Here is a 22,915-nt window from a genome sequence, read left to right as displayed (position 1 = left end):
CTTACGAAAGGTTGCTGTTCGCTGGCTTGAGCGCGATCAAATCACCGCGTCCCATTTCCGGATGATGCCCGTCACCAGGCATGCGGGCGTGGTCTTGCGGCTTCGTTGCCCCGCGCCCCTTCGTCATTCCGGGCGCGCGTAGCGCGAGCCCCGGAATGACGAGAGAGAGCGCGCTATGTATGAAACTTCAACCCGTCGAGGACCTTGTCGACCACCTTGCGCTCTGCGCGAAAGGCGAGGCCGACCAGATTGAGGTCGGTGCGCGCGACCGCCCTCACCACCTCGCGGTTGGCGGCATCATGCGTGGTCTTGAACATATCCTCGGTGTAGAGCGCGGGTCGCACGTCGCGCGCCAGCGCGCGCTCCAGCGCCCGCGAAAGCGCAGGCCCGTCGGCGCCGTAGATCAGGATCGGTTGGCCGATCAGGGAGAGATACTTCGTCCCTGACCCGTCCTCGTAATTCTCGCCGATGCATTCGGGAAAGCTAGCTGCGATGCCACCGGCAAGAAAGGACGCCACGTTGAGCTTCTGCCAGACTTCCAGGTCGGTGCGGATCACGACCGCGATCTTGGTGTCGAACTGCATGGGTACAGTGTATCCGCGGGATGAGGGCAACCGCCAGTGCCGGCGAAGCATCCCTCATCTGCCCGTCAAACCCTGACGTTCGTTTCCCGCAAGCGCAAGCAGCGTAGCCTGTACCAGCGCGCACTACACGCCTTGGTCGCTGGCACGCCGCCCGCGCCTACCCCTTGGCGTCGCAGGCCCAGGCGCGGATCACGCACTCCTTGCCGCCATATTCGTAGCATTTGCGGGTGGCGGCATTGAGCGAGCCAGAGATCTTTGGCGCCACCGCATAGCCATGCGCGCCGCAGGGATTCTTCATGTCGATCGAGAGCGCGGCACAGGCGCGTTTCATGGTGACCGTCGTGCAGTCGCCCTTGCACTGTTTCAGCGCCGCGGCACGCGCCGCACCTTCCGCCGTATAGTCGTAGGCCTGGCCATACGCCCCGCACTTGCCGACCGCGAACGCGCCGGCCGCGTGCGCCTTGGGGACGAAGGTTTCCACCGAGAAACGCGTGGCGCCGAGCAGCAATGTCAGGACGAGAATCGTCAGCGCGCGACGCTGCGCGGCGGCGGTCGAAATGATCAAGCGGAAATCCCCCAAAGTCCGGCGCGGACTGTACGCAGGGGTCGTTGCTAGATGGTGAATGACGGGTTGAGACGAGTTCTATCCACCCGTCGTCCCTGCGGAAGCAGGGACCCATAACCACAGGATAGAGTTGTTGAAAGAAGCTGTGGCCCCACGTCGCGCAACAACCACCTTCGGTGGTAATGGGTCCCGGCCTTCGCCGGGACGACGGCGGATAGAGCTAGTTGCGCCGCGCGGCTTCCAGCGCCTGCGGCGTATCGATGTCGAGGAAGGCGCTGTTGCCTTCGACCGGGACCTCCGCGACCACCTCCGCGTGCTTGGCGATCAGATGGCGTGCGCCGATGTCGCCGTCGAGCGTCATCAATTCCCTGAAGAAGCGCCGCGACCACAAGACCGGATTGCCGCGGCGGCCCTCGCTGACGGGGACCGCGATCAGGTGGCCGCGATCGGGCGCGAAAGTCTCGATCAGACGGTCGATCAGCCCGGCATCGATCAGCGGCATGTCGCCGAGACAGACGACCGCGCCGTCGGCACCGTCGGAGACCGCCGAGATGCCTGCCTTCACCGAGCTGGCAATGCCGCCGGCGAAATCCGGGTTGCGGACGAACCTGACCTTGAGGCCATCGAGCGCCTGTTCGACCAGATCGGCCTGATGCCCGGTGACCACGATCACCTCCGAGGCTTTCGAGGCCAGCGCCTGCTCGGCGACGATACGCGCGAGCTTCTTGCCGTCGAGCTCGGCAAGCAGCTTGTTGGGGCCGCCCATCCGGGTCGAGCGGCCGGCGGCGAGCACGATCGCCGCGACATTGCGGTTGCCTTCGGTGTCGGGCACGGTGCGCGGCTGCGGCCGCGTCACGATCTCCATCAGCAGGCCGCCGACGCCCATGCCGGTGAGATCCGACCGCGTCACCTTGATGCCGGCGAGCAGCCGCATCAGCACCCAGTCAAAGCCGTTCTCGACCGGCGAGCGCGCGCAGCCCGGCGCGCCCAGGACCGGCACGCCGCCGGCGCTGCCGATCAAGAGCAGATTGCCGGGATCGACCGGCATGCCGAAATGCTCGATCGCGCCACCGATCTCGGTGATCGCCGCGGGGATCACGTCGCGCCGGTCGGCGATCGCCGAGGCGCCGAAGACGATGACGAGTTCGGCTCCCAAGCCGAGCAATTCCTTGATCGCACCTGCGAGCACGGTTTCGTCATGCGGCACGCGGCGCTCGGCAATGATTGTCGCACCGGCCGGCGCCAGACGCTCGGCGGTGACGCGCAGCGTCTTGTCGATCACCTTCGGTGCGAGGCCCGGCAACAGCGTCGAGACCACGCCGACCTTCTTGATCACGTAAGGCGCGATCCGCAGCGTGTCCTTGCCGGCGACTGCGACGGCGGCATCGCGCAAGCGCCCCTCGACGCCGAACGGGATCAGCTTGACGGTTGCGATCATCTCGCCTTCGACCACCGGCTTGTATGCCGCGAGGGTGGCGAAGGTGATGGCCTCGTCGACGCCGTTGATGCGATCGACCGCGGCGCGGTCGACCACCAGCACGCCGGGGCGTGCCGCGAACAGATTGGCGCGGCCGGTGAAGGCGCGCTCGACATTGACGCCCTCGCCCGCCACCGCCTGCGCGATGCTTGCGGCCGCAACGTCCTCGGAGACGTCGCCCTCCTCCAGCCGCACCACGACGACCTCCTTGACGCCGGCCTTGGTCAGCGCCTCAACCTCATCCGGGCCGATCGTGGTGCCTTTCTTGAGCACCAGCGTGCCCTGGCGGAGCGTATGCACGGTGACGCCGCCAATCGCGTCGGCCGGACTGGCGGGACCGAACTTCATGCCGCTTCTTCTTTTTCTTTGGGAGGCAGACGCAGCTGCGCGGTGATCTCGGCCATGATCGCAACCGCGATCTCCGACGGCGACACCGCGCCGATGTCGAGCCCGATCGGGGCGTGGATGCGCGCGATGTCGCTGTCTTTTGCGCCCTGCGCGCGCAGCCGCTCGGCACGCTTGGCATGGGTCTTTCGCGAACCGAGTGCGCCGATATAGAAGCAGTCGCGGTCGAAGGCGTGCAGCAGCGCCGGATCATCGATCTTCGGATCATGCGTCACCGCGACAAACGCGGTGTAGCGATCGACGTTGAGCGGCGGCAGCGCGACGTCGGGCCACTCGGCGACCAGCGGCACGTCGGGGAAACGCTCGGGGCTCGCAAACGCGGTGCGCGGATCGACCACCGTGACGTCATAGTCGAGCGAGCGCGCCAGCGGCGCCAGCGCCTGGCTGATATGGACCGCGCCGATGATCACGAGCTTTGCGGTCGGCGCGTAGACGTTGAGGAACAGCTTCTTATCCCCGACCTCGACATTGCCGCTCTTACCCATCCGCAGCTGCTTTGAAAGTTCGGCGCGCAGCGGATCGGCGGCGATGTCGGCGGCCTTGACCAGGCGCTGATCGCCATTGGCGGTGTCGGTGACGATGATGACCGGACGGCGCGCGGCACGCTCGACGTTCAACTCTTTCAGGATCTCGAGTTTCACGGCTAGCCGACCTTCTCGACGAACACGCGGATGGTGCCGCCGCAGGACAGGCCGACATTCCAGGCGGTCTCGTCGGCGACGCCGAATTCGAGCATTTTGGGCTGGCCGCTCGCGATCACGTCGAGCGCCTCAGTGACCACTGCGCCCTCGACGCAGCCGCCGGAGACCGAGCCTAGGAACGTGCCATCGTCATTGATGACGAGGCTCGAGCCGGCCGGGCGCGGCGCCGAGCCCCAGGTCTCGACCACGGTGGCGAGGGCGACGCCATGGCCCTGCTTCTGCCAGGTCTCGGCGGCCTGCAGGATGTCTTCGTCGCGGTTCAGCATGGTGGCCTCCTGCTATCGGGTCAGGCTTCTTAGGCTACGGAACGGATCAGGCTGCGGTGGTGCGCCGGCGGCGGAGACGACAGCGCCCCGATCAAGCCCTTGATGGACGTCAAGTTATGCACCGGGCGAAATTCGTCAACGTGGGGCAACATCATTTTGATGCCCTGCGCCTTAGCCTCGAAGCCCGAATAGCGCAGCAGCGGATTGAGCCAGATCAGGCGGCGGCAGGAGCGGTGCAAACGGTCCATCTCGAAGGCCAGTTTGGCATCCGCCTCCCGTTCTAGTCCATCGGATATAAGGAGGACGATGGCGCCCTGCCCGAGCACCCGGCGGGCCCAGAGCTGGTTGAAGCTGTGCAGCGAGGTCGCGATCCGGGTCCCGCCGGCCCAGTCCTCGACCGAGGACGTGCAGCTCGCCAGCGCCTCGTCAGGGTCACGCGCCCGTAACGCGCGCGTCACATTGGTCAGGCGGGTGCCGAACAGGAATACCGAGACCCGCTTGCGGGCGTCGGTGATGGCATGCAGGAAGTGCAGGAACAGACGGGTGTACTCGCTCATCGAGCCGGAGATATCGAGCAGCGCCACGATCGGCGCCGGCTTCTCGATCCGGCCGAGCTTCCTGATATCGATGATCTCGCCGCCGGTGCGCAGCGAGTTGCGCACGGTGCGGCGCATGTCGAGCCGCAGTCCCCGCGCGTCCGGCTGGTAGCGGCGGGTGACGAGCTCGGCCTGCGGCAGCCGCATCCTGGCGATCTCGCGCGTCACCTCGGCGATCTCGGCCGCGGTCATCTGCGCAAAATCCTTCTTCTGCAAAATCTCCTTGTCGGAGACCGAGAGCTTCAGCTCCTGCTCCTGGGCCTGCGGCCGCTCCTCGGTCTTCGCCGGCTGCGCCATCGCCTCCTGGACCCGACGCGAGGCTGGCGGCGGCTTCTTCCTGGCGTGGTCGGGCAGCGGCACCGAATCCAGCATGCTCTTCCACTCCTCGGCGGCGCGGAAGAACAGCATGAAGGCCTGGCGGAAGATCAGCGCATGCTCATGGCGCTTGACGAAGATCGCCTCCAGCGTGGCGTAGAAGTCGAGCCGGTTGCCGACCTCGATCAGCTGCAACGCGTCGAGCGCATCGATCACCGAGCCCGGCCCGACGGGCAGCCCGGCCGCCCGCAGCGCGCGGGCAAAGCCGATCACGTTGTCGGCCATGTGGCCGGTCGGAGGCGCGAGGTGGTTGATCGGCATCGCTTGTACCCTGTCGTTCCGGGGCACGCGAAGCGTGAACCCGGAACCTCGAGATTCCGGGTTCGATGCTATGCATCGCCCCGGAATGACGAATGCTGTTACGACGGGCGCGACTTACGTCTCGCTCGTCGCTTCCTTCAATGTCTTCTGCAACGCATCGCCCTGCATGCGCGCGATGTCGTCCTGATACTTGAGCAGTGCGCCCAGCGTGTCGCCGACAACCTGCGGCGTCAGCGAGCGGGCATCGAGCTCGGACAGCGCGGTGGCCCAGTCGATGGTCTCGGCGACTCCCGGCGACTTGTAGAAATCCTGGTTGCGCAGCGCCTGCACGAAGCGGACGACCTGCTGCGACAGCTTTGCGGAGATGTTCGGCACCCGCGACTTGACGATCGCAAGCTCGCGGTCGGCCGTGGGATAGTCCACCCAGTGATAGAGGCAGCGCCGCTTCAACGCGTCGTGGATCTCGCGGGTGCGGTTCGAGGTGATGATCACGATCGGCGGCGCCGGCGCCTTCACGGTGCCGAGCTCGGGGATGGTGACCTGGAAGTCGCTGAGGATTTCCAAAAGATACGCCTCGAATGCCTCGTCGGCGCGGTCGAGTTCGTCGATCAGCAGCACCGGGGGCCCCGCGACGTCGGGCTCGAGCGCCTGCAGCAGCGGCCGCTTGATCAGGAAGCGCTCGGCGAAGATGTCGCTCGCGAGCTGGTCGCGATCGGTATCGCCGGAGGCTTCCGCAAGGCGGATCGCGATCATCTGCGCCGCGCTGCTCCACTCATAGACGGCGGAGGCGACGTCGAGGCCCTCATAGCATTGCAGGCGGATCAGCTTGCGACCCAGTGCCGCCGACAGCACCTTGGCGATCTCGGTCTTGCCGACGCCGGCCTCGCCTTCGAGGAACAGCGGCCGGCCCATGCGCAGCGCCAGATAGGTCACGGTCGCGAGCGACCGTTCGGCGAGATAGCCGCGCGACGTCAATAGCTCCTCGAGCGCATCGACGGAGGTAGGTAACGCCGATGCACTCATGGAACAGCCAGTCTTCGAACAGGGGTTAGCAACATCACGCCTTGGATCTAATCCTTGGGCCCTAGGTCGTATCTAGTCCCTTGGATCTAGTCCCTGGATCTAGTCCTTGGCGTTGGCGGCTTCCACCGCCCGGCGCGTCAGAACGCCGATCAGATGCGCGCGGTATTCGGCACTGCCGTGCAGGTCGCTGTTCAGCCCTTCGGGGGGAACCGCGATGCCGTCGAGCACCTTGTGCGAGAAGCGCTTCTTCAGGGCCTCCTCGAACGCGGAGACGCGGAACACGCCGTCGGAGCCCGCACCGGTGACCGCGACGCGCACGTCGGACGGACGCTTGGCCACGAACACACCAACCAACGCATAGCGCGAGGCCTGGTTGCGGAACTTGACGTAGGCCGCCTTCTTCGGCAGCGGGAACATCACCTTGGTGATGATCTCGTCGGCCTCGAGCGCAGTCGAGAACAGGCCCTGGAAATACTCCTCGGCCTTGAGGCGGCGCTTGTTGGTGACGATGGTGGCGCCCAGCGCCAGCACCGCGGCCGGATAGTCGGCGGTCGGGTCGTTGTTGGCGAGCGAGCCGCCGATGGTGCCGCGGTGACGCACGGCGGGATCGCCGATCAGGCCGGCAAGTTCGGCCAGCGCCGGGATCGCCTCGCCCACGATCGCAGAGTTCGCGACCTCGGCGTGCTTGGCGGTGGCGCCGATCACCAGCGAGCGGCCCTTCATCTCGATCGTGTCGAGACCTTCGATGTGGGAGAGGTCGACCAGATGCGGCGGGCTTGCCAGCCGCTGCTTCATGACCGGCACCAGCGTGTGACCGCCGGCAATCAGCTTGGCGTCCTCGTTCTTCACCAGCAGATTGGCGGCCTGCCGCACGGTGCCGGGACGATGATATTTGAATTCGTACATTGGAATGTCCTGATCGCAAATCGCGACGAATGGCTGATTAAGCTAGATCCGACTTCGCCATCGCCTTGGCGCCGGCGGCGATCGAAGCCACGATGTTCTGGTAGCCGGTGCAGCGGCAGAGATTGCCTTCCAGCTCCTCGCGGATCACCTCGTCGGAGAGCTCGTGGCCCTTGCGATGGACCAGGTCGACCGCGGTCATGATCATGCCCGGCGTGCAGAAGCCGCATTGCAGGCCGTGATGCTCGCGGAAGGCCTCCTGCATCGGGTGCAGCGGCGCACCGTCGGCAGCCAGCCCCTCGATGGTCTTGACCTCATGACCGTCGGCCATCACCGCAAGCGTCGTGCAGGACTTCACCGCCTTGCCGTCCAGGTGCACGACGCAGGCGCCGCACTGCGAGGTGTCGCAGCCGACATGCGTACCGGTCAGCCGCAGATTTTCGCGCAGAAACTGGACCAGAAGGGTACGGGGGTCGACGTTGGCGTTAACGGGGTTGCCGTTCACGATCATTGAAATCTTGGCCATCAGCACTCTCTTATCTGCCTCGCCGCATATCGGCGAAGCAGGCGGTTTAAAATCATTCCAGACGGCATAATATGGGCGCGCCCCGCGATGGGCAACCTTTCGAGCCACCCATCCAGGACATAGCGGGAAGACTTGGCCGGACTCAGGTAGTCCAGCCGGAAAGCAGGCTAACCCTGCACCGCCTTTGCAAAATTTGCAAAGAATTCATCGGCCAGCTTCTTGGCGGCGCCGTTGATCAGGCGCTGGCCGAGTTGGGCGAGCTTGCCGCCGATCTGCGCTTCCACGTTGTAGCTCAGAAGCGTACCGCCATCCTTGTCGGCCAGGCCCACGGTGGCGCCGCCCTTGGCGAAGCCGGCGACCCCGCCCTCGCCTTCACCCGAAATCTTGTAGCCGTTCGGCGGATCGAGATCGCTCAAGGTAACCTTGCCCTTGAAGCGGGCCGAGACCGGGCCGACCTTCATCTTGGCAGTGGCGCGGAAGCCGCCTTCATCGGTCTTCTCCAGCTCTTCGCAGCCGGGAATGCAGGCCTTCAGCACTTCCGGATCGTTGAGCTTGTCCCAGACAGCCTGGCGCGGCGCTGCAAGCTGGACTTCGCCGGTCATTGTCATGGCCATGGGGGACCTCCTCGATCGCTAAGAACCTTTTCCCCCAAGTAAAGCAGCCGAGGCGCAAAGGAAAGGGCACCTTCGGAGGATGAGCGATGCATATTCGCAACCGCAGCAAGCCTAGCTCGCAGTTCACGAAATCGCGCGATCCACACTGCCGAAAATGACGGCAGCGCCGGGGCATTGGCAGCGACGCCCGGGAGTGGTTAGGTCGCGCGCCATGAGCACAGCCATTTCTCCCCTGCTTGCGCCGATGCTGTCGAGCGCCGCGATGCGCGCGGTGTGCGACGATAGCGCCACGCTGCAGAACATGCTGGATTTCGAGGCCGCGCTGGCCCGCGCCGAGGTGGCCTGCGGCGTGATTCCCGCGGCGAGCGCAGGACCGATTGCCGCGGCCTGCAAAGCCGAATCATTCGACCTCGCCGCGCTGGCCGATGCCGCGACGCGATCCGGCAATCTGGCGATCCCGCTGGTGAAGGCCCTGACCGCTGATGTCGCCAAGGCGGATGTCGAGGCCGCGCGCTACGTGCACTGGGGCGCAACCAGCCAGGACGTCATCGACACCGCGACCATGCTGTCGCTGCGCGCCGGCATCGATGCACTACTCGCCGACCTCGACCGTGCCGTTGCGGGTTTTGCCGGCCTCGCCCGCGCCCATCGCAACACCGCAATGGTGGCGCGGACCTGGTTGCAGCATGCGCTGCCGATGCCGTTCGGACTGAAGCTCGCCGAATATGCCGCAGCCCTGCATCGCTCGCGCAAGCGACTGCAACGGTTGCGTCGCGCAACGCTGGCGCTGCAATTCGGCGGTGCCGCCGGCACGCTCGCCGCACTCGGCGACAAGGGACTTCCGGTCGCCGCAGCGCTGGCGAAAGAGCTCGACCTGCCCTTGCCCGATGCGCCCTGGCACACCCACCGCGACCGCATCGCGGAAGCGGCGTCGGTGTTCGCGATTCTCGCCGGCAGCTGCGGCAAGATAGCGCGGGACGTTTCGCTGATGATGCAGACCGATGTCGGCGAGGCCTTCGAGCCCGCAGGCGCCGGCCGCGGCGGCTCGTCCACCATGCCGCACAAGCGCAATCCGGTCGCCGCCGCGAGCGCGCTGGGAGTTGCGACCATGGCGCCGAACCTCGCCGCAACGATCCTTGCCGCACAGGTCCAGGACCATGAGCGCAGCGCCGGCCCGTGGCATGCGGAATGGCCGACCTTGCCGAGCCTGATGCTGGTGACCTCTGGCGCGCTCGCCGTGACAGTCGATCTCGCCGAAGGGCTCGAGGTCGATAAGGCGCGGATGCGCGCCAATCTCGATGCGACCCATGGGTTGATCATGGCAGAAGCCGTCACCTTTGCGCTCGCCGACAAGATCGGCAAGAGCGACGCCCATCATCTGATCGAAGCCGCGAGCAAGCAGGCGATCGCGGACAAGAAGCACTTGCGCGACGTGCTGTCGGCGGATGCGAAGGTCACCGCGCATCTTGACGCCAAGCGAATCGCGGAACTGTTCGAGCCGATGGCCTATCAGGGCGCCTCGCAGGCCCTGATCGACCGCCTGCTGGCTTCACTGGACAAATAGCGGGATGACGAGAGGGACAAGACGATGCCGATGATCAACGCCGACGGGTGCCTGCTCAACGTCCAGGTGGACGGCCGCGACGGCGGACCGACCCTGATGCTGTCGAACTCGCTCGGCTGCACCTTGCAGATGTGGGAGCCGCAGATGCCGGCGCTGACGCAGATGTTCCGCGTCATCCGTTACGACCGCCGCGGTCACGGCAAGTCTGGCGTGCCGGCGGGCCCCTACTCGATGGAGCGCTTCGGCCGCGACGTGCTCGCGATCCTCGACGACCTCAACATCGAGAAGGTGCATTGGTGCGGCCTGTCGATGGGCGGCATGGTCGGGCAATGGCTCGGCGCCAATGCGCCTGAGCGGTTCGGCAAGCTGATCCTCGCCAACACCGCCTGCTACTATCCCGATCCGACCAACTGGCTGAATCGGATCAAGGCGGTGAAGGAAGGTGGCATCGCCGCCGTCGCCGACACCGTGATCGCGGGCTGGCTGACCGCCGACTTCCGCGAGCGCGAGCCGCAGATCACGGCGCGCATGAAGGCGATGCTGATCGCCTCTCCTGTCGAGGGCTATCTCGCCTGCTGCGAGGCGCTGTCGACGCTCGACCAGCGCGCGCTGCTGCCCAAAATCAAGAGCCCGACCCTGGTGATCGCTGGAAAGCAGGACATGGCGACGCCGGTGTCGGCGGGCGAGATGATCCGCAGCGGCATTCCCGGCGCGAGCATGACGCTGCTCGATGCCGCACATATTTCCAATGTCGAGCAGTCGCACGCCTTCACCGAGGCCGTGGTCGGTTTCCTGACGCAACGTTAAACGCAAGCAGCAATGGACGTCATTGCGAGCGGAGCGAAGCAATCCATGTCACCGCCTGCCGAGACATGGATTGCTTCGTCGCTTCGCTCCTCGCAATGACGAGAGGAGACATCCATGGACGACAATCAGCGCCGCGACGACGGCATGACCCAGCGCCGGAAGGTGCTCGGCAATGAATGGGTCGACAAATCGATCAAGAACCGCAACGCGTTCAACACCGACTTCCAGGACCTGATCACGCGCTATGCGTGGGGCGACATCTGGACCCGGCCGCATTTCGATCATCGCACCCGCCGCGTGCTTGTGATCGGCACCATGGTCGCGCTCGGCCAGTGGGACGAATTCCGCCTGCATGTGCGCGCGGCGCTCGCCGAAGGCGGATTCACGCCCGACGACATCAAGGAGATCCTGCTGCAGCAGGCGATCTATTGCGGCGTGCCCGCCGCCAATCACGCCGTCAAGGAAGCCGGCGCGATCATTGCCGAACTAGGGCTGCTGAAGGGATAGCTCGCCGGTCGGCGCGCCCGCCTCGGCAACGGGTGCCTCGGGGGCCCGCTTCGGCGACGTCTCGAACAGCATCACGATCGCGGTGCCGAGCAGCATCAGAAGCTCGGCTGCATGCATGCGCAGCGCTTCGATCTCGCCGACCCTGGAGGCCATCATCATGCTGGCGAAGCTCAGCACGCTGCCGAGGCAGAGCGCGACCGCAAGCGCCTCGTCGCTGCCGTCGCTGTTCTTGCGCAGCGGCGAAAAGGCCGTCATCGCGAGGAAGACCGCGAAGAACGCAACCACGGTGATCCGCGCCAGCGCCAGGAGCCATGCGAGCCGTACCGTCGCAATCTTCGAGAGGTGCAGATAGTCGCTCGCATACAGCGCGATCGACACGCTCGGCCGCTCATAGAGGCCGTGGATCGGCGATACCATGATGCTGAAGGCGATGATGGTCCAGACCGGAATGAAATAGGCCGCAAGCAGCGCGCCGTTGAAGGAGCTGATCCGCCAGTTGTTCGACATTGCCGCTTCCCGTCTCTCTCCGGCGCCATTCAGGTCGGCGACGGTTCAGCCTGCGAGGTAACGCCGATCGATTGCCGGCAGCAATTTAAACCCTTTGTTTACCTTAATCGAGCTGGGGATTAGCCGGCTTGGGGATGGTCGGGGGAACGGTCGGCGCCGTGCCAAAACGGCGCAAGAAAGAAGGGTCCCGCCTTGCGGCGAGACCCTTCTGGAACTGCTCCTGCTGACGTCGCTTGCTGACGTTGCTTGCTCTACGTCTCGGGACTAGCGCTCCGGATCAGGGGTCTGGCCCTGCCGGCCCGGATCCTGCTGCTGCTGGCCGGGCTTCTGCCCGCCACCCTGCTGTTGCTGGCCCGGCTTCTGACCAGGCTTCTGGCCTTGCTGGCCCGGCTTCTGGTTCTGATTGCTCATGCGGGTACTCCCTTTGCTTTCATGAAGCTGGGGACAACGCGCGCGCCAGGAGCGCAGTTGCTTGGGGAACATGGGTTCCGGCGTGATCATTGCAAGGCAGCCACGTGTCGCCTCTGTGACATCGGAACCGCACCCGCCAAAGTAGTTATGTACAAGCCCTTTCTGCTGCTGCCACGCTGTTGCCGCCGCCGGGGTTCCGCTGTTAGAAAATGACACGACGCGACGGATCAGGCTGCCGGGGGCCCTCGCCGCGTCACTCGCGACGTAGCGTTTTCGAGCGAAGTGGGGACTAACGGCAGCGCATGGATTATTTCGCCCAGCAATTGATCAACGGCCTCGTGCTCGGTTCGATCTACGGCTTGATCGCCATCGGCTACACGATGGTCTACGGCATCGTCGGCATGATCAACTTCGCCCATGGCGACATCTTCATGATCGGCGGCTTCATCGCGCTGATCTCGTTCCTGGTGCTGGTGTCGCTGGGCCTCACCGCGATCCCCCTGATCCTCTTGATCGTGCTGCTGGTCTCGATGGCGATCACAGCGCTCTATGGCTGGACCATCGAGCGCATCGCCTACCGACCCCTGAGGCATTCGTTCCGGCTGGCGCCGATGCTGTCGGCGATCGGCATGTCGTTCGTGCTGACCAACTTCTCGCAGGTGTCGCAGGGCGCGCGCGTCAAACCGGTGCCGCCGATCATCACCGGCGGCTACACGCTGCATGAGGGCTCGCAGGGCTTCGCCGTTCAGCTCTCCAACATCCAGATCATGGTCGTGCTCGCCACCATCGTGGTGCTTGCGTTGTTCACCTGGCTGGTCTCGCGCACGCGGCTCGGACGCGACATGCGCGCCTGCGAGCAGGACCAGACCATGGCCGCGCTGCTCGGCGTCGACGTCGACCGCACTATCTCGATGACCTTCGTGATCGGCGCCGCGCTCGCCGCCGTCGCCGGCATGATGTACCTGCTGTATTACGGCCTGGTCGATTTCTTCATGGGCTTCGTCGCCGGCATCAAGGCGTTCACCGCCGCCGTGCTCGGCGGCATCGGCTCGCTGCCGGGCGCCATGCTCGGCGGGCTTGCGATCGGCCTGATCGAGACATTCTGGTCGGCCTATTTCTCGGTGGAGTACAAGGACGTCGCCGCGTTCTCGATCCTGATCGTGGTGCTGATCTTCATGCCGACCGGCCTGCTTGGCCGTCCCGAAGTCGAAAAAGTCTGACAGGCACTTCGTGAGCGCGACCTCAGCCCGCCCCTCGCATGCCGCGCAGCCCTCGGGCGGCGCCTTCATTCTCAAGAAAGCCCTGATCAGCGCGCTCGTCGCGCTGGTGCTGTTCTCGCTGATGATCGGCGTGCGCACCGAGGCCGGACCGCAAGGCGGCCTGATCTACTGGACGCGGTTCGGCGACCTCGCAGCCCTCGTCGCCACGGTGTTCGGCGGCAGCATCATCGTCGAGCTGCTGCGGCAATGGTGGGGGCCGATCGACAAGGACAGCCTCGTTCCGAAGCCGGTGCAGTCAGCGATGTCGTTCGCCGGCCGCTGGCTGGCGCCGGCGCTGCTGGTGTTCGCTTTCCTGGTGCCGGTGATCTTCTATGACCAGCGCTACATTCTCGACCTCTCGATCCTGGTCCTGACCTATGTGATGCTGGGATGGGGATTGAACGTCGTGGTCGGCCTCGCCGGCCTGCTCGATCTCGGCTATGTCGCCTTCTATGCGGTCGGCGCCTATTCCTACGCGCTGCTTGCGACCAATTTCGGATTGTCGTTCTGGGTCTGCCTGCCGCTCGCCGGCATCCTGGCGGCGTTCTGGGGCGTGCTGCTCGGCTTTCCGGTGCTGCGGCTGCGCGGGGATTATCTCGCGATCGTGACGCTCGCCTTCGGCGAGATCATCCGCCTCGTCATCATCAACTGGCAGAGCCTGACCGGCGGTCCCAATGGGGTCTCGGGAATTCCCCGCCCGACCATGTTCGGCATTCCGCTCGACAACAGCGACAGCGGACTCGCCGCCAGGCTCGGCATCGAGTTCTCGCCGACCCATCGCCTCGTGTTCCTGTTCTACCTGATCCTGGCGATGGCGCTGCTCACCAACTGGGTGACGATCCGGCTGCGGCGGCTGCCGATCGGCCGCGCCTGGGAGGCGCTGCGCGAGGACGAGGTCGCCTGCCGCGCGCTCGGCATCAACACCACGACCACCAAGCTGACGGCGTTCGCGACCGGTGCGATGTTCGGCGGCTTCGCCGGCGCGTTCTTCGCCACACGGCAGGGCTTCATCAGCCCGGAATCCTTCACCTTCCAGGAATCGGCGCTGGTGCTGGCGATCGTCGTGCTCGGCGGCATGGGCTCGCAGCTTGGCGTCGCGCTGGCAGCGCTGACCATGATCGGCGGATTCGAGCTATTCCGCGGCCTCGATCAATACCGCATGCTGGTGTTCGGCATCGCGATGGTGCTGCTGATGATCTGGCGGCCGCGCGGGCTGATCGGCCATCGCGCGCCGACCGTGTTCCTGGAGCGCAACCAGGCGATCTCGTCCGACCTCGTCAAGGAGGGCCACGGATGAGCGGCGATCCCATTCTCACCGTCGACCGCCTGATGATGCGCTTCGGCGGGATCATCGCGGTCAACGAGCTCTCCTTCACCGCCGAGCGGCGCAAGATCACCGCGCTGATCGGGCCGAATGGCGCCGGCAAGACCACGGTCTTCAACTGCATCACCGGCTTCTACCGGCCGAGCGGCGGCGCGATCCGTCTCGCCCATGACGACGGCCGCACCATCCAGCTCGAGCGGCTGAACGATTTCCGCATCGCCAAGCAGGCCAAGGTGGCGCGCACCTTCCAGAACATCCGGCTGTTTCCCGGCATGACCGCGCTGGAGAATCTGATGGTGGCCCAGCACAACGCGCTGATGCGCGCCTCGGGCCTGACCGTGCTAGGCCTGCTCGGCCTGCCGTCATGGCGCGAGGCGGAACGCCGCGCGATCGATCTGGCGCGGGCCTGGCTCGACCGCGTCGGGCTGCTCGACCGCGCCGACGATGCCGCGGGCAATCTGCCCTACGGCGACCAGCGCAGGCTCGAGATCGCGCGTGCGATGTGCACCGAGCCCGCCCTGCTCTGCCTCGACGAGCCGGCAGCCGGACTGAACGCGCGCGAGAGCGGCGGGCTCAACGAGCTGCTGCTGTCGATCCGCAACGAACAGGGCACCTCGATCCTGCTGATCGAGCATGACATGTCCGTCGTAATGGAGATCTCCGATCACGTCGTGGTCATGGACTACGGCGTCAAGATCGCCGAGGGCACACCCCAGGCCGTGCGCGACGATCCCAAGGTGATCGCCGCCTATCTCGGCGCCGACGAGGAAGAGGCGATCGCCGTGATGGAGAGCGGCACGTGAGCGCGGCGCAGGCAACCACACCCCTGCTCGCGGTGCGCGGCGTGCGCGCGGCGTATGGCAAGATCGAGGCGCTGAAGGGCGTCGACGTCGAGATCAATGCCGGCGAGATCGTCGCGCTGATCGGCGCCAACGGCGCCGGCAAGTCGACGCTGATGATGACGATCTTCGGCCGGCCGCGCGCCCGCGCCGGCACCATCGAATATGATGGCCACGACATCACCGGCGTGCCGACCCACGAGATCGCGCGGCTGCGCATCGCGCAATCGCCCGAGGGCCGCCGGATCTTTCCGCGCATGAGCGTCGCGGAAAACCTGCAGATGGGCGCCGACGCCACCGAATGCACGGAAGCCGAGCGCGAAGCTGGGCTGGACCGCGTGTTTGCGTTGTTTCCGCGCCTGAAGGAGCGCGTCGCACAACGCGGCGGCACGCTGTCGGGCGGCGAGCAGCAGATGCTGGCGATCGGCCGCGCCCTGATGAGCCGGCCGCGGCTCTTGATGCTGGACGAGCCGTCGCTCGGCCTCGCGCCGCTGATCGCGCGGCAGATCTTCGATGCCATCCGCACACTGAACCGGCAGGACGGCCTCACCGTGCTGATCGTCGAGCAGAACGCCAACCACGCGCTGAAGCTCGCCCATCGCGGCTATGTCATGGTCAACGGCCTGATCACGCTGGCAGGAACCGGCGCCGAATTGCTGCAGCGCCCGGAAATCCGCGCCGCCTATCTGGAAGGCGGCCGCCGCGGCTAATGCAGCGTCGATTTGCCTGAAAATTGCCGGTGACTTCGCTGCAAAATCAGCCGAGAATGCCGGCGGTTTTGGGGCCCGGCGTGCCGGGCCCTTCCGCAAGAGGCAACGACCACGAGGGACGTCTCATGAAATCACTGAAGCTGATCGGCCTGGCATTGGGCGCTTCGTTCGCATTATCGGCGAGCGCATTCGCGCAAGACATCACCGTCGCAGTCGCGGGCCCGATGACGGGCTCCGAATCCGCTTTCGGCCGGCAGATGAAGAACGGCGCCGAACAGGCGGTCGCCGACATCAACGCCGCCGGCGGCGTGCTCGGCAAGAAGCTCGCGCTGGAAGCCGACGACGACGCCTGCGACCCGAAGCAGGCGCGCTCGATCGCGGAAAAGATCGGCTCGTCGAAGATCCCGTTCGTGGCCGGCCATTTCTGCTCGTCGTCGTCGATCCCGGCCTCCGAGGCCTATGCCGATGCCAACGTGCTGCAGATCACCCCGGCCTCGACAAACCCGCTGTTCACCGAACGCAAGCTCTGGAACGTGGCGCGTGTCTGCGGCCGTGACGACCAGCAGGGTCTGGTCGCCGCCGACTACATCATGAAGAACTACAAGGGCAAGAACGTCGCGATCCTGAACGACAAGACCACCTACGGCAAAGGCCTCGCCGACGAGACCAAGAAGGCGCTGAACAAGGCCGGCTTCCAGGAGAAGATGTTCGAGTCCTACAACAAGGGCGACAAGGACTTCAACTCGATCGTCTCGCGCCTGAAGCGCGACAACATCGATCTGGTCTATGTCGGCGGCTACCATCAGGAAGCCGGCCTGATCCTGCGCCAGATGCGCGACCAGGGCCTGCAGACCGTGCTGATGGCGGGCGACGCCATGAACGACAAGGAGTTCGCCTCGATCACCGGCCCGGCCGCCGAAGGCACCCTGTTCACCTTCGGTCCCGATCCGCGCAACAAGCCGACCGCGAAGGCGATCGTCGAGAAGTTCAAGAGCAAGAACATCGATCCCGAGGGCTACACGCTCTACACCTACGCTGCGATGCAGGTGTGGACGCAGGCCGTCGCCAAGGCCGGCACCACCGACGCCAAGAAGGTGATGGACACCATCAAGGCCGGCGAGTGGGACACCGTGCTCGGCAAGATGGCCTTCGATGCCAAGGGCGACATCAAGGCGATCGACTATGTCGTCTACAAGTGGGACGCCAAGGGCAACTACACCGAGATCAATCCGAAGGGCTCCTGAGCCTCTCGCGCCTGATGCGATCAGAGAAACGAAACGCCCCGGTTCGCCGGGGCGTTTTTTTGAGCTGATGCCTGCAAGTCATACCGCAAGTCGCGGCTCACGCGCGAGCGACGGTTGATGCATCCGCCGCGGCTGCTATACCGGATCGATCGGACGGCAGGCGGATGGACGCATCGTGAAAAACCTTCTCACCGATATTGCCGGCGTCAGCGTCGGCCACGCCGACGACACCGTGATCGCCTCCGGGGTCACCGCCATCCTGTTCGAGCGGCCGGCGGTCGCCTCGATCGATGTCCGCGGCGGCGGTCCCGGCACCCGCGAGGACGCACTGCTTGCCCCGCATAATGTCGTCGAGGCGGTCGACGCCATTACGCTGTCCGGCGGCTCCGCGCTCGGGCTCGATGCGGCCGGCGGCGTGCAGGCCTGGCTTGCCGAGCGCGGCCGCGGCTTCCGCATCCGCGACGCGGTGATCCCGATCGTGCCGGGCGCGATCTGCTTCGATCTGCTCAACGGCGGCAGCAAGGCATGGGGGCGCTTCCCGCCCTATCGCGATCTCGGCTATGCCGCGGCGAACGCGGCCGCCGATGACTTCGCGCTCGGCAGCGTCGGCGCCGGCATGGGCGCGACCACTGTCAATCTGAAGGGCGGGCTCGGGTCGGCGTCGGCCACGACCGACGACGGCGTCAAGGTCGCAGCGCTTGCGGTGGTCAACGCGGTCGGCACCGTCACGGTCGGCAACGGTCCGTGGTTCTGGGCGGCGCCGTTCGAGATCGGCGGCGAGTTCGGCGGACGTGGCCTGCCGCCGGCGTTCACGCCGGACATGCTGAAGCCGCGACTGAAGGGCGGCGCTGACGCAACGGCGGCCGAGAACACGACGCTGGTCGTGGTCGTGACCGACGCGCAATTGACAAAACCGCAGGCGCGGCGGCTTGCGATGATCGCGCAGACCGGCATGGCGCGCGCGATCTATCCGGTGCACGCCCCGCTCGATGGCGATGTGGTGTTTGCCGCGGCGACCGGCGCCAAGCCGGTCGATCCGCTGTTCGGCCTGACCAAGCTCGGAGCGATCGCGGCCAATACGGTGGCGCGCGCGATCGCACGCGGCGTCCATTCAGCGACCGCGCTGCCCTTCCCCGGCGCACTGCCGAGCTGGCAGGATCGATTCGGTTAGATCATCGCGCTGACGTCATTGCGAGCGAAGCGAAGCAATCCATCGTGGACAGATGGATTGCTTCGTCGCTCCGCTCCTCGCAATGACGGAAATTGCCAGTCTCGCCTCAGGCGCTGACTGACAGCGACGACGAAGCCTGCGCCGAGATCGCCTGCGACTGGCGCTGGATCAGCTGCTCGATGAAGTTGTACGACGAGGTCGCCTTGTTGCCGGCGGAGGACGAATTCGTGCTGCTGGTGGTGGACGCCGTGGCCGGCGTCGTCATCGACACCTTGGAGCCGTCGGCATAGGTCGTCGTCGTCGTGGTCGAGCCGTCGCTGTTGGTCACCGACGTCGAGGTGGCGCCGTTCAGCGCCTGCATCAAGGGATCGGAGCTCGATCCGCCCGAGCCGCTGCTGGAGCCGGATCCATCGCTCGAGCCGGTTTCCATGTGGTGGCGGTGATGGCCGCCGCCCTTGTGGCCCTGCAACGCCTGCGACATCTCGTCGAGGCTGACGCTGCCGTCGCCGTTCTTATCGAGCTTGGAGAACACGTCGTCGGCCTGCGCGACGTTGGTGCCGCCGGCGCCGAGCGCCTTCTCGAATTCCGTCTTGGTGATCTGGCCGTTGCCGTCGGCGTCGATCAGCGAGAACAGGTCCTTCAGCGCAGCCGACCGGCTGGTCGACGTCGCGCCGGTCGAAGCCGTGCTGGTCGACGCCGTGGCCTGCGTCTGGCTTTGCGCGTCGAGCAGCGCACTCATGGTCTGCGGCGAAATCTGCTGGGTGGTAGAGCCCGATCCGGCGCTGGTGCTGCTGCTGGTCGACGTCGTGGCCGAGGGGGCGAACAGCCCGGTCGACTGGCTGCCCTGACTGGAACTGCCGGTCTGGGTCGTCGACTTCGACGACATCAGCGAGCTCAAAAGATCGATGGCGGATGACGCAGCGCCAATGGCAAATAACATGGCAATACTCCAACAAGGCCGCGCCTGGCGGCTCAGACGCTGATCAGTGGCTGAGCAAAGGGTGTGCCATGGCAAAAACCCAATAAAACCAGGCCTTGGCGTATCGATACGGGCTCTGCACACCCGGCAAGAGCTGCCGCCGACGGCAGAATTTTCCCGCTCGGAGACGCCGTCGGCTCGCATTGCCCGCCGCGCCTGTGCATGTTAGGCGGGATCACCCGTCGCCCCCTGAAGTCTTTCGGAACTGCGCTATGACTCAGTCATTCACCCCGCGTCCCCTCGTTATCGCTCCGTCGATCCTGGCGTCGGATTTCTCAAAGCTCGGCGAGGAGGTCCGCGCCGTCGACCAGGCCGGCGCCGACTGGATCCATCTCGACGTGATGGACGGACATTTTGTGCCGAACATTTCCTACGGCCCCGACGTCATCAAGGCGATGCGGCCGCACACCAAGAAGATCTTCGACGCCCATCTGATGATCTCGCCCTGCGACCCCTATCTCGAGGCCTTTGCCAAGGCGGGCTGCGACCACATCACGGTGCATGCCGAAGCCGGCCCGCATCTGCATCGCTCGTTGCAGGCGATCCGCGCGCTGGGCAAGAAAGCCGGCGTCTCGCTCAATCCGGCCACGCCGGCGAGCGCAATCGAATATGTGCTCGACCTGATCGACCTCGTGCTTGTCATGTCGGTCAATCCCGGCTTCGGCGGCCAGGCCTTCATCCGCTCGGCGATCGGCAAGATCTCCGACGTCAGGGCGATGGTCGCGGGCCGTCCGATCGACATCGAGGTCGATGGCGGCGTTGCGCCCGACGTCGCGGGCCAGCTCGCCGCCGCCGGCGCCAACGCCTTTGTCGCGGGCTCTGCCGTGTTCAAGGGCGGCACGGTCGAGGCCTACAAGACCAACATCGCCGCGATCCGCCATGCGGCGGCCGAGGCGCGCGGCGAAGCGATCTGATTATCCGGCGAAGCTAAAATACTGCGGGCGGCGTGACCGCGTCCGCCGCCTCATCGCCGTCTGCTTGCGGCGTCAGCCGCGACGGCCGCACCACGGTCACCGTGCATGGCGCCTCCGCAGCGACTTTCGAGGATACGCTGCCGAGCAGCGCGCGCCGCATCGAGTTCTGCCGCGCGCCGATGACGATGTGGTCGACCAGATTGACGGCAGCGAATTCCAGGATGGCGGAGGCGGGATCGATCGCCTCCAGCACATGCACGGTCAGCCTGTTCTCATCCAGCTTGAATGGCCGAGCCCAGTGCTGCAGCGCCACCAGACGGTCGACATGCTTGTTCTGGCCCTGCTCGTCGAGGGTGCGATCGATCGCGAGGCGATTGAGCTTCAGCACATTGACGCAGGCGAGCCGCGCCGACGGCGACGTCGACAACACCTGCTCGGCAGTGACGCGGATGGTATCGTTCAGTGCCTCGGCCTCTTCGCCAAGATCGAGCGCGACGGCAACGATCGGGCTCGATGCGAGCTGCGCTGCGACATTGGACTTCGGCTGCGGCGGCGCCGCGCCGAGATTGAACCGGCGACGCCAGACCGCAAGCAGCGGATCGCGTTTGAGCCGCTGCGCCCGCGCGGTGAGCTTCACCTGCTCGGGATGGCCGAGATCGAAGGCAAGCTGCGCCGCCGTCGGATAACGCGCCGCGGGGTCGATCTCCAGACAGCGCAGCACGATTTCCTGCAGCCAGGGCGGATAGTCCGGCCTGAGCTCGCGCGGCGGATACGGATCGCGCCACAGCCGACGGCGCATGCCGCGCAGGGTTTCGGTCTCGCCGAACGGGCGGACGCCGGTGGTGAAGAAATACAGCAGCACGCCGAGCGAAAACAGATCGCTGCGCGGATCGTCGCGCACGCCGAGCAGGCGCTCCGGCGCCATGTAGGGCGCGGTGCCGTAAGGCAGGCGAAACTCCTCCTGCAACAAATCGGGCAGATGCTGGTGGTGCGAGAGGCCGTAGTCGATCAGCACAGCCTCGCCGCGCTCGCGGAACATGACGCTGCTCGGCTTGATGTCGTGATGGATGACATTCTGCCGGTGCAGGCTGGCGAGCGCGGTCGCGACCTTGCCGCCGATCACCCTTACCTCCTCATATGGCAACGGCAGGGCGTCGAGCCGCTTGTAGAGCGTCTGGCCGGGGACGCGCTCCATCACCACGTAGGCCTGGCGCTCGAAATCGCCGGTGCCGAAACAGGCCGGCACGTGCGGCCCCGACAGCCGCGGCAGGATCATCTGCTCCATCTCGAAGCTGACGATCGCGGCCGGATCCTCGCCCTCCGAGGTCAACGGCACCTTCATCAGCAGCGGCACGCTGATGCCGGGATGGGTGACGGTCCACAGCGTGGCCATGCCGCCGCGGTGCACCCGCTCGCCGATGGTGAAGCCATCGAGCTCGGCGCCGGCCTGCATCGTCAGCGCCGCCACCGGCGTCACCTGCCGAGCGACAGACGGTCGGCGAGCCAGACCGGCAGGCCGCCCGCCTTGATCCGCGCCGCCGCGGTCGCAACGTCGTAGGGCACGCGGTGATAGGTGATCTCGCGGCTCGCGGTGTCGAACATCGCAAATGACGCGGCGGGATCGCCGTCGCGCGGCTGACCGACCGAGCCGAGCACCGCAAGCCAGCGCCGGCCCGTCAGCAATTGCACGGCGACGCCCGAGGTCGGGACGAAGCTCGTCATCTTCGCGGTCGAAGACATCGAGTAGAGACCGGGACGATGGATGTGGCCGCAGAACGTGATCTGCAATTCGGTCGCCATCAGGCTGCGCGCGGCATCTGACGTGTCGCGGACATAGCGCCACTTCGCGGGATCAGAGGCCTCGGAATGCACGTAGAGGCGATTGTCCTCCTCGCGCATGATCGGCAGGCCCGCGAGGAACGCCTTCTGTTCGCCGCTGAGCCGGCTGCGGGTCCAGTCGATGGCAGCCTGCGCGTCGGCATTCATGCTGTCGCTGGGAACGCCGATCGCATTGTCATGATTGCCGCGTACTGCAATTGCGCCCTTCGCGACCATGTCCGTCACCGTGTCGACGGCCCATTCGGGATCGGCGCCGTAGCCGACGATATCGCCGAGGCAGATCAGCCGCTCGGCCCGGCGCGCCCGCGCGGCATCCAGGCAGGCGGCGAAGGCCTGCCGGTTGGCATGAATATCGGCAAAGAGTGCAAGCCGCATCGTGGTCCGCGTGACTGATCCTGCCCGATATCAAGCACACGCGGCCCCGGGCCCGCAATCGGGCCAAAGGCGGGCGCCAAAAGCCGTTGGGCGCGAGCGCGCGGAATCTCTCCGTCGCGACTCGTGGCTCACCCCTCTCCCCAACCCTCCCCCGCAAGGGGGGAGGGAG

At 65.9% G+C, this 22,915-nt stretch carries 25 protein-coding genes; 10 read left to right on the top strand and 15 right to left on the bottom strand.

Annotated elements, in window-relative coordinates; translation table 11 throughout:
* Nucleotides 1–173: 173 nt before the first annotated feature.
* The 10 genes from H8A92_RS16440 to H8A92_RS16395 form a co-directional block, all read right to left on the bottom strand.
* Nucleotides 174–584: a DUF2000 family protein gene (locus H8A92_RS16440; RefSeq protein WP_229196747.1), complete on the bottom strand. Its 411-nt coding sequence runs from the start codon at nt 582–584 to the stop codon at nt 174–176.
* 157 nt (nt 585–741) lie between these two features.
* Nucleotides 742–1,092, bottom strand: coding sequence for a DUF4189 domain-containing protein (locus tag H8A92_RS16435; RefSeq protein ID WP_420831331.1), 351 nt, complete (start codon nt 1,090–1,092; stop codon nt 742–744).
* Between the two features lie 277 nt (nt 1,093–1,369).
* Nucleotides 1,370–2,974, bottom strand: coding sequence for an NTP transferase domain-containing protein (locus tag H8A92_RS16430; protein WP_229196746.1), 1,605 nt, complete (start codon nt 2,972–2,974; stop codon nt 1,370–1,372).
* Nucleotides 2,971–3,672: an XdhC family protein gene (locus tag H8A92_RS16425; protein WP_229196745.1), complete on the bottom strand. Its 702-nt coding sequence runs from the start codon at nt 3,670–3,672 to the stop codon at nt 2,971–2,973. The genes H8A92_RS16430 and H8A92_RS16425 overlap by 4 nt, the downstream gene beginning before the upstream one ends.
* Before the next feature lie 2 nt (nt 3,673–3,674).
* The gene (locus tag H8A92_RS16420; RefSeq protein WP_021077800.1) at nt 3,675–3,998 is read right to left on the bottom strand and encodes an XdhC family protein; all 324 of its coding nucleotides are present in this window, start codon (nt 3,996–3,998) and stop codon (nt 3,675–3,677) included.
* A 29-nt stretch (nt 3,999–4,027) separates the two neighbouring features.
* Nucleotides 4,028–5,230 carry a vWA domain-containing protein gene (locus tag H8A92_RS16415; protein ID WP_229196744.1) on the bottom strand — a complete coding sequence of 401 codons (1,203 nt, stop codon included), beginning with the start codon at nt 5,228–5,230 and terminating at the stop codon, nt 4,028–4,030.
* A 114-nt stretch (nt 5,231–5,344) separates the two neighbouring features.
* Nucleotides 5,345–6,253, bottom strand: coding sequence for an AAA family ATPase (locus H8A92_RS16410; RefSeq protein ID WP_229196742.1), 909 nt, complete (start codon nt 6,251–6,253; stop codon nt 5,345–5,347).
* Between the two features lie 99 nt (nt 6,254–6,352).
* Complete coding sequence (locus H8A92_RS16405; RefSeq protein ID WP_229196740.1) at nt 6,353–7,159, bottom strand: FAD binding domain-containing protein; 807 nt, start codon at nt 7,157–7,159, stop codon at nt 6,353–6,355.
* A 37-nt stretch (nt 7,160–7,196) separates the two neighbouring features.
* Entirely contained in the window at nt 7,197–7,682 is a 486-nt protein-coding gene (locus tag H8A92_RS16400; RefSeq protein WP_016840414.1) for a (2Fe-2S)-binding protein, read from the bottom strand.
* Between the two features lie 167 nt (nt 7,683–7,849).
* Nucleotides 7,850–8,296 (bottom strand): SRPBCC family protein, encoded by a 447-nt coding sequence (locus H8A92_RS16395; RefSeq protein ID WP_016840413.1) that lies wholly within the window; start codon nt 8,294–8,296, stop codon nt 7,850–7,852.
* Nucleotides 8,297–8,507: 211 nt separating this feature from the next.
* Here H8A92_RS16395 and H8A92_RS16390 point away from each other — a divergent pair, with 211 nt between their 5' ends.
* From H8A92_RS16390 to H8A92_RS16380, 3 genes are all read left to right on the top strand, one after another.
* A complete protein-coding gene (locus H8A92_RS16390; RefSeq protein ID WP_229196739.1) occupies nt 8,508–9,860 on the top strand; it encodes a 3-carboxy-cis,cis-muconate cycloisomerase in 1,353 nt (450 codons plus the stop codon).
* 24 nt (nt 9,861–9,884) lie between these two features.
* On the top strand, nt 9,885–10,667 hold the full coding sequence (pcaD, locus tag H8A92_RS16385) for a 3-oxoadipate enol-lactonase (protein WP_229196737.1): 783 nt from the start codon (nt 9,885–9,887) through the stop codon (nt 10,665–10,667).
* Nucleotides 10,668–10,781: 114 nt separating this feature from the next.
* Nucleotides 10,782–11,174, top strand: a complete 393-nt coding sequence (locus tag H8A92_RS16380; RefSeq protein ID WP_016840410.1) for a carboxymuconolactone decarboxylase family protein — start codon at nt 10,782–10,784, stop codon at nt 11,172–11,174.
* On the opposite strand, the gene H8A92_RS16375 is transcribed toward H8A92_RS16380, so the two are convergent.
* Both H8A92_RS16375 and H8A92_RS16370 read right to left on the bottom strand, forming a co-directional pair.
* On the bottom strand, nt 11,154–11,681 hold the full coding sequence (locus H8A92_RS16375; RefSeq protein WP_229196736.1) for a hypothetical protein: 528 nt from the start codon (nt 11,679–11,681) through the stop codon (nt 11,154–11,156). The two genes, H8A92_RS16380 and H8A92_RS16375, sit on opposite strands and share 21 nt — an antisense overlap.
* A 264-nt stretch (nt 11,682–11,945) precedes the next feature.
* Complete coding sequence (locus tag H8A92_RS16370) at nt 11,946–12,092, bottom strand: hypothetical protein (protein ID WP_165445976.1); 147 nt, start codon at nt 12,090–12,092, stop codon at nt 11,946–11,948.
* Between the two features lie 302 nt (nt 12,093–12,394).
* Here H8A92_RS16370 and H8A92_RS16365 point away from each other — a divergent pair, with 302 nt between their 5' ends.
* From H8A92_RS16365 to H8A92_RS16340, 6 genes are all read left to right on the top strand, one after another.
* Entirely contained in the window at nt 12,395–13,312 is a 918-nt protein-coding gene (locus H8A92_RS16365; RefSeq protein WP_018272404.1) for an ABC transporter permease subunit, read from the top strand.
* A 10-nt stretch (nt 13,313–13,322) separates the two neighbouring features.
* Nucleotides 13,323–14,648 (top strand): high-affinity branched-chain amino acid ABC transporter permease LivM, encoded by a 1,326-nt coding sequence (livM, locus tag H8A92_RS16360; protein ID WP_338026546.1) that lies wholly within the window; start codon nt 13,323–13,325, stop codon nt 14,646–14,648.
* Complete coding sequence (locus H8A92_RS16355; RefSeq protein ID WP_229196735.1) at nt 14,645–15,478, top strand: ABC transporter ATP-binding protein; 834 nt, start codon at nt 14,645–14,647, stop codon at nt 15,476–15,478. The genes livM and H8A92_RS16355 overlap by 4 nt, the downstream gene beginning before the upstream one ends.
* Nucleotides 15,475–16,224, top strand: coding sequence for an ABC transporter ATP-binding protein (locus H8A92_RS16350; RefSeq protein ID WP_229196734.1), 750 nt, complete (start codon nt 15,475–15,477; stop codon nt 16,222–16,224). Before H8A92_RS16355 ends, H8A92_RS16350 begins: the two co-directional genes overlap by 4 nt.
* 125 nt (nt 16,225–16,349) lie before the next feature.
* Nucleotides 16,350–17,468, top strand: a complete 1,119-nt coding sequence (locus H8A92_RS16345) for a branched-chain amino acid ABC transporter substrate-binding protein (protein WP_229196733.1) — start codon at nt 16,350–16,352, stop codon at nt 17,466–17,468.
* A gap of 175 nt (nt 17,469–17,643) precedes the next feature.
* Nucleotides 17,644–18,639, top strand: coding sequence for a P1 family peptidase (locus tag H8A92_RS16340; protein ID WP_229196732.1), 996 nt, complete (start codon nt 17,644–17,646; stop codon nt 18,637–18,639).
* A 106-nt stretch (nt 18,640–18,745) separates the two neighbouring features.
* Here the strand turns inward: H8A92_RS16340 and H8A92_RS16335 are convergent, their stop codons facing one another.
* The gene (locus H8A92_RS16335) at nt 18,746–19,579 is read right to left on the bottom strand and encodes an EF-hand domain-containing protein (protein WP_229196731.1); all 834 of its coding nucleotides are present in this window, start codon (nt 19,577–19,579) and stop codon (nt 18,746–18,748) included.
* 251 nt (nt 19,580–19,830) lie between these two features.
* On the opposite strand from H8A92_RS16335, the gene rpe reads away from it, so the two are divergent.
* On the top strand, nt 19,831–20,532 hold the full coding sequence (rpe, locus tag H8A92_RS16330) for a ribulose-phosphate 3-epimerase (RefSeq protein WP_028339914.1): 702 nt from the start codon (nt 19,831–19,833) through the stop codon (nt 20,530–20,532).
* Between the two features lie 13 nt (nt 20,533–20,545).
* On the opposite strand, the gene H8A92_RS16325 is transcribed toward rpe, so the two are convergent.
* Both H8A92_RS16325 and H8A92_RS16320 read right to left on the bottom strand, forming a co-directional pair.
* Nucleotides 20,546–21,985, bottom strand: coding sequence for a serine/threonine protein kinase (locus H8A92_RS16325; protein WP_229196780.1), 1,440 nt, complete (start codon nt 21,983–21,985; stop codon nt 20,546–20,548).
* 20 nt (nt 21,986–22,005) lie between these two features.
* The gene (locus H8A92_RS16320; protein WP_229196730.1) at nt 22,006–22,746 is read right to left on the bottom strand and encodes a metallophosphoesterase family protein; all 741 of its coding nucleotides are present in this window, start codon (nt 22,744–22,746) and stop codon (nt 22,006–22,008) included.
* Between the last annotated feature and the right edge of the window lie 169 nt (nt 22,747–22,915).

The sequence above is a fragment of the Bradyrhizobium acaciae genome (assembly GCF_020889785.1).
Lineage (GTDB): Bacteria > Pseudomonadota > Alphaproteobacteria > Rhizobiales > Xanthobacteraceae > Bradyrhizobium > Bradyrhizobium acaciae.
The sequence above is the reverse complement of the archived record's forward strand: the minus strand, read 5'-3'. Positions and strand labels throughout refer to the sequence as shown.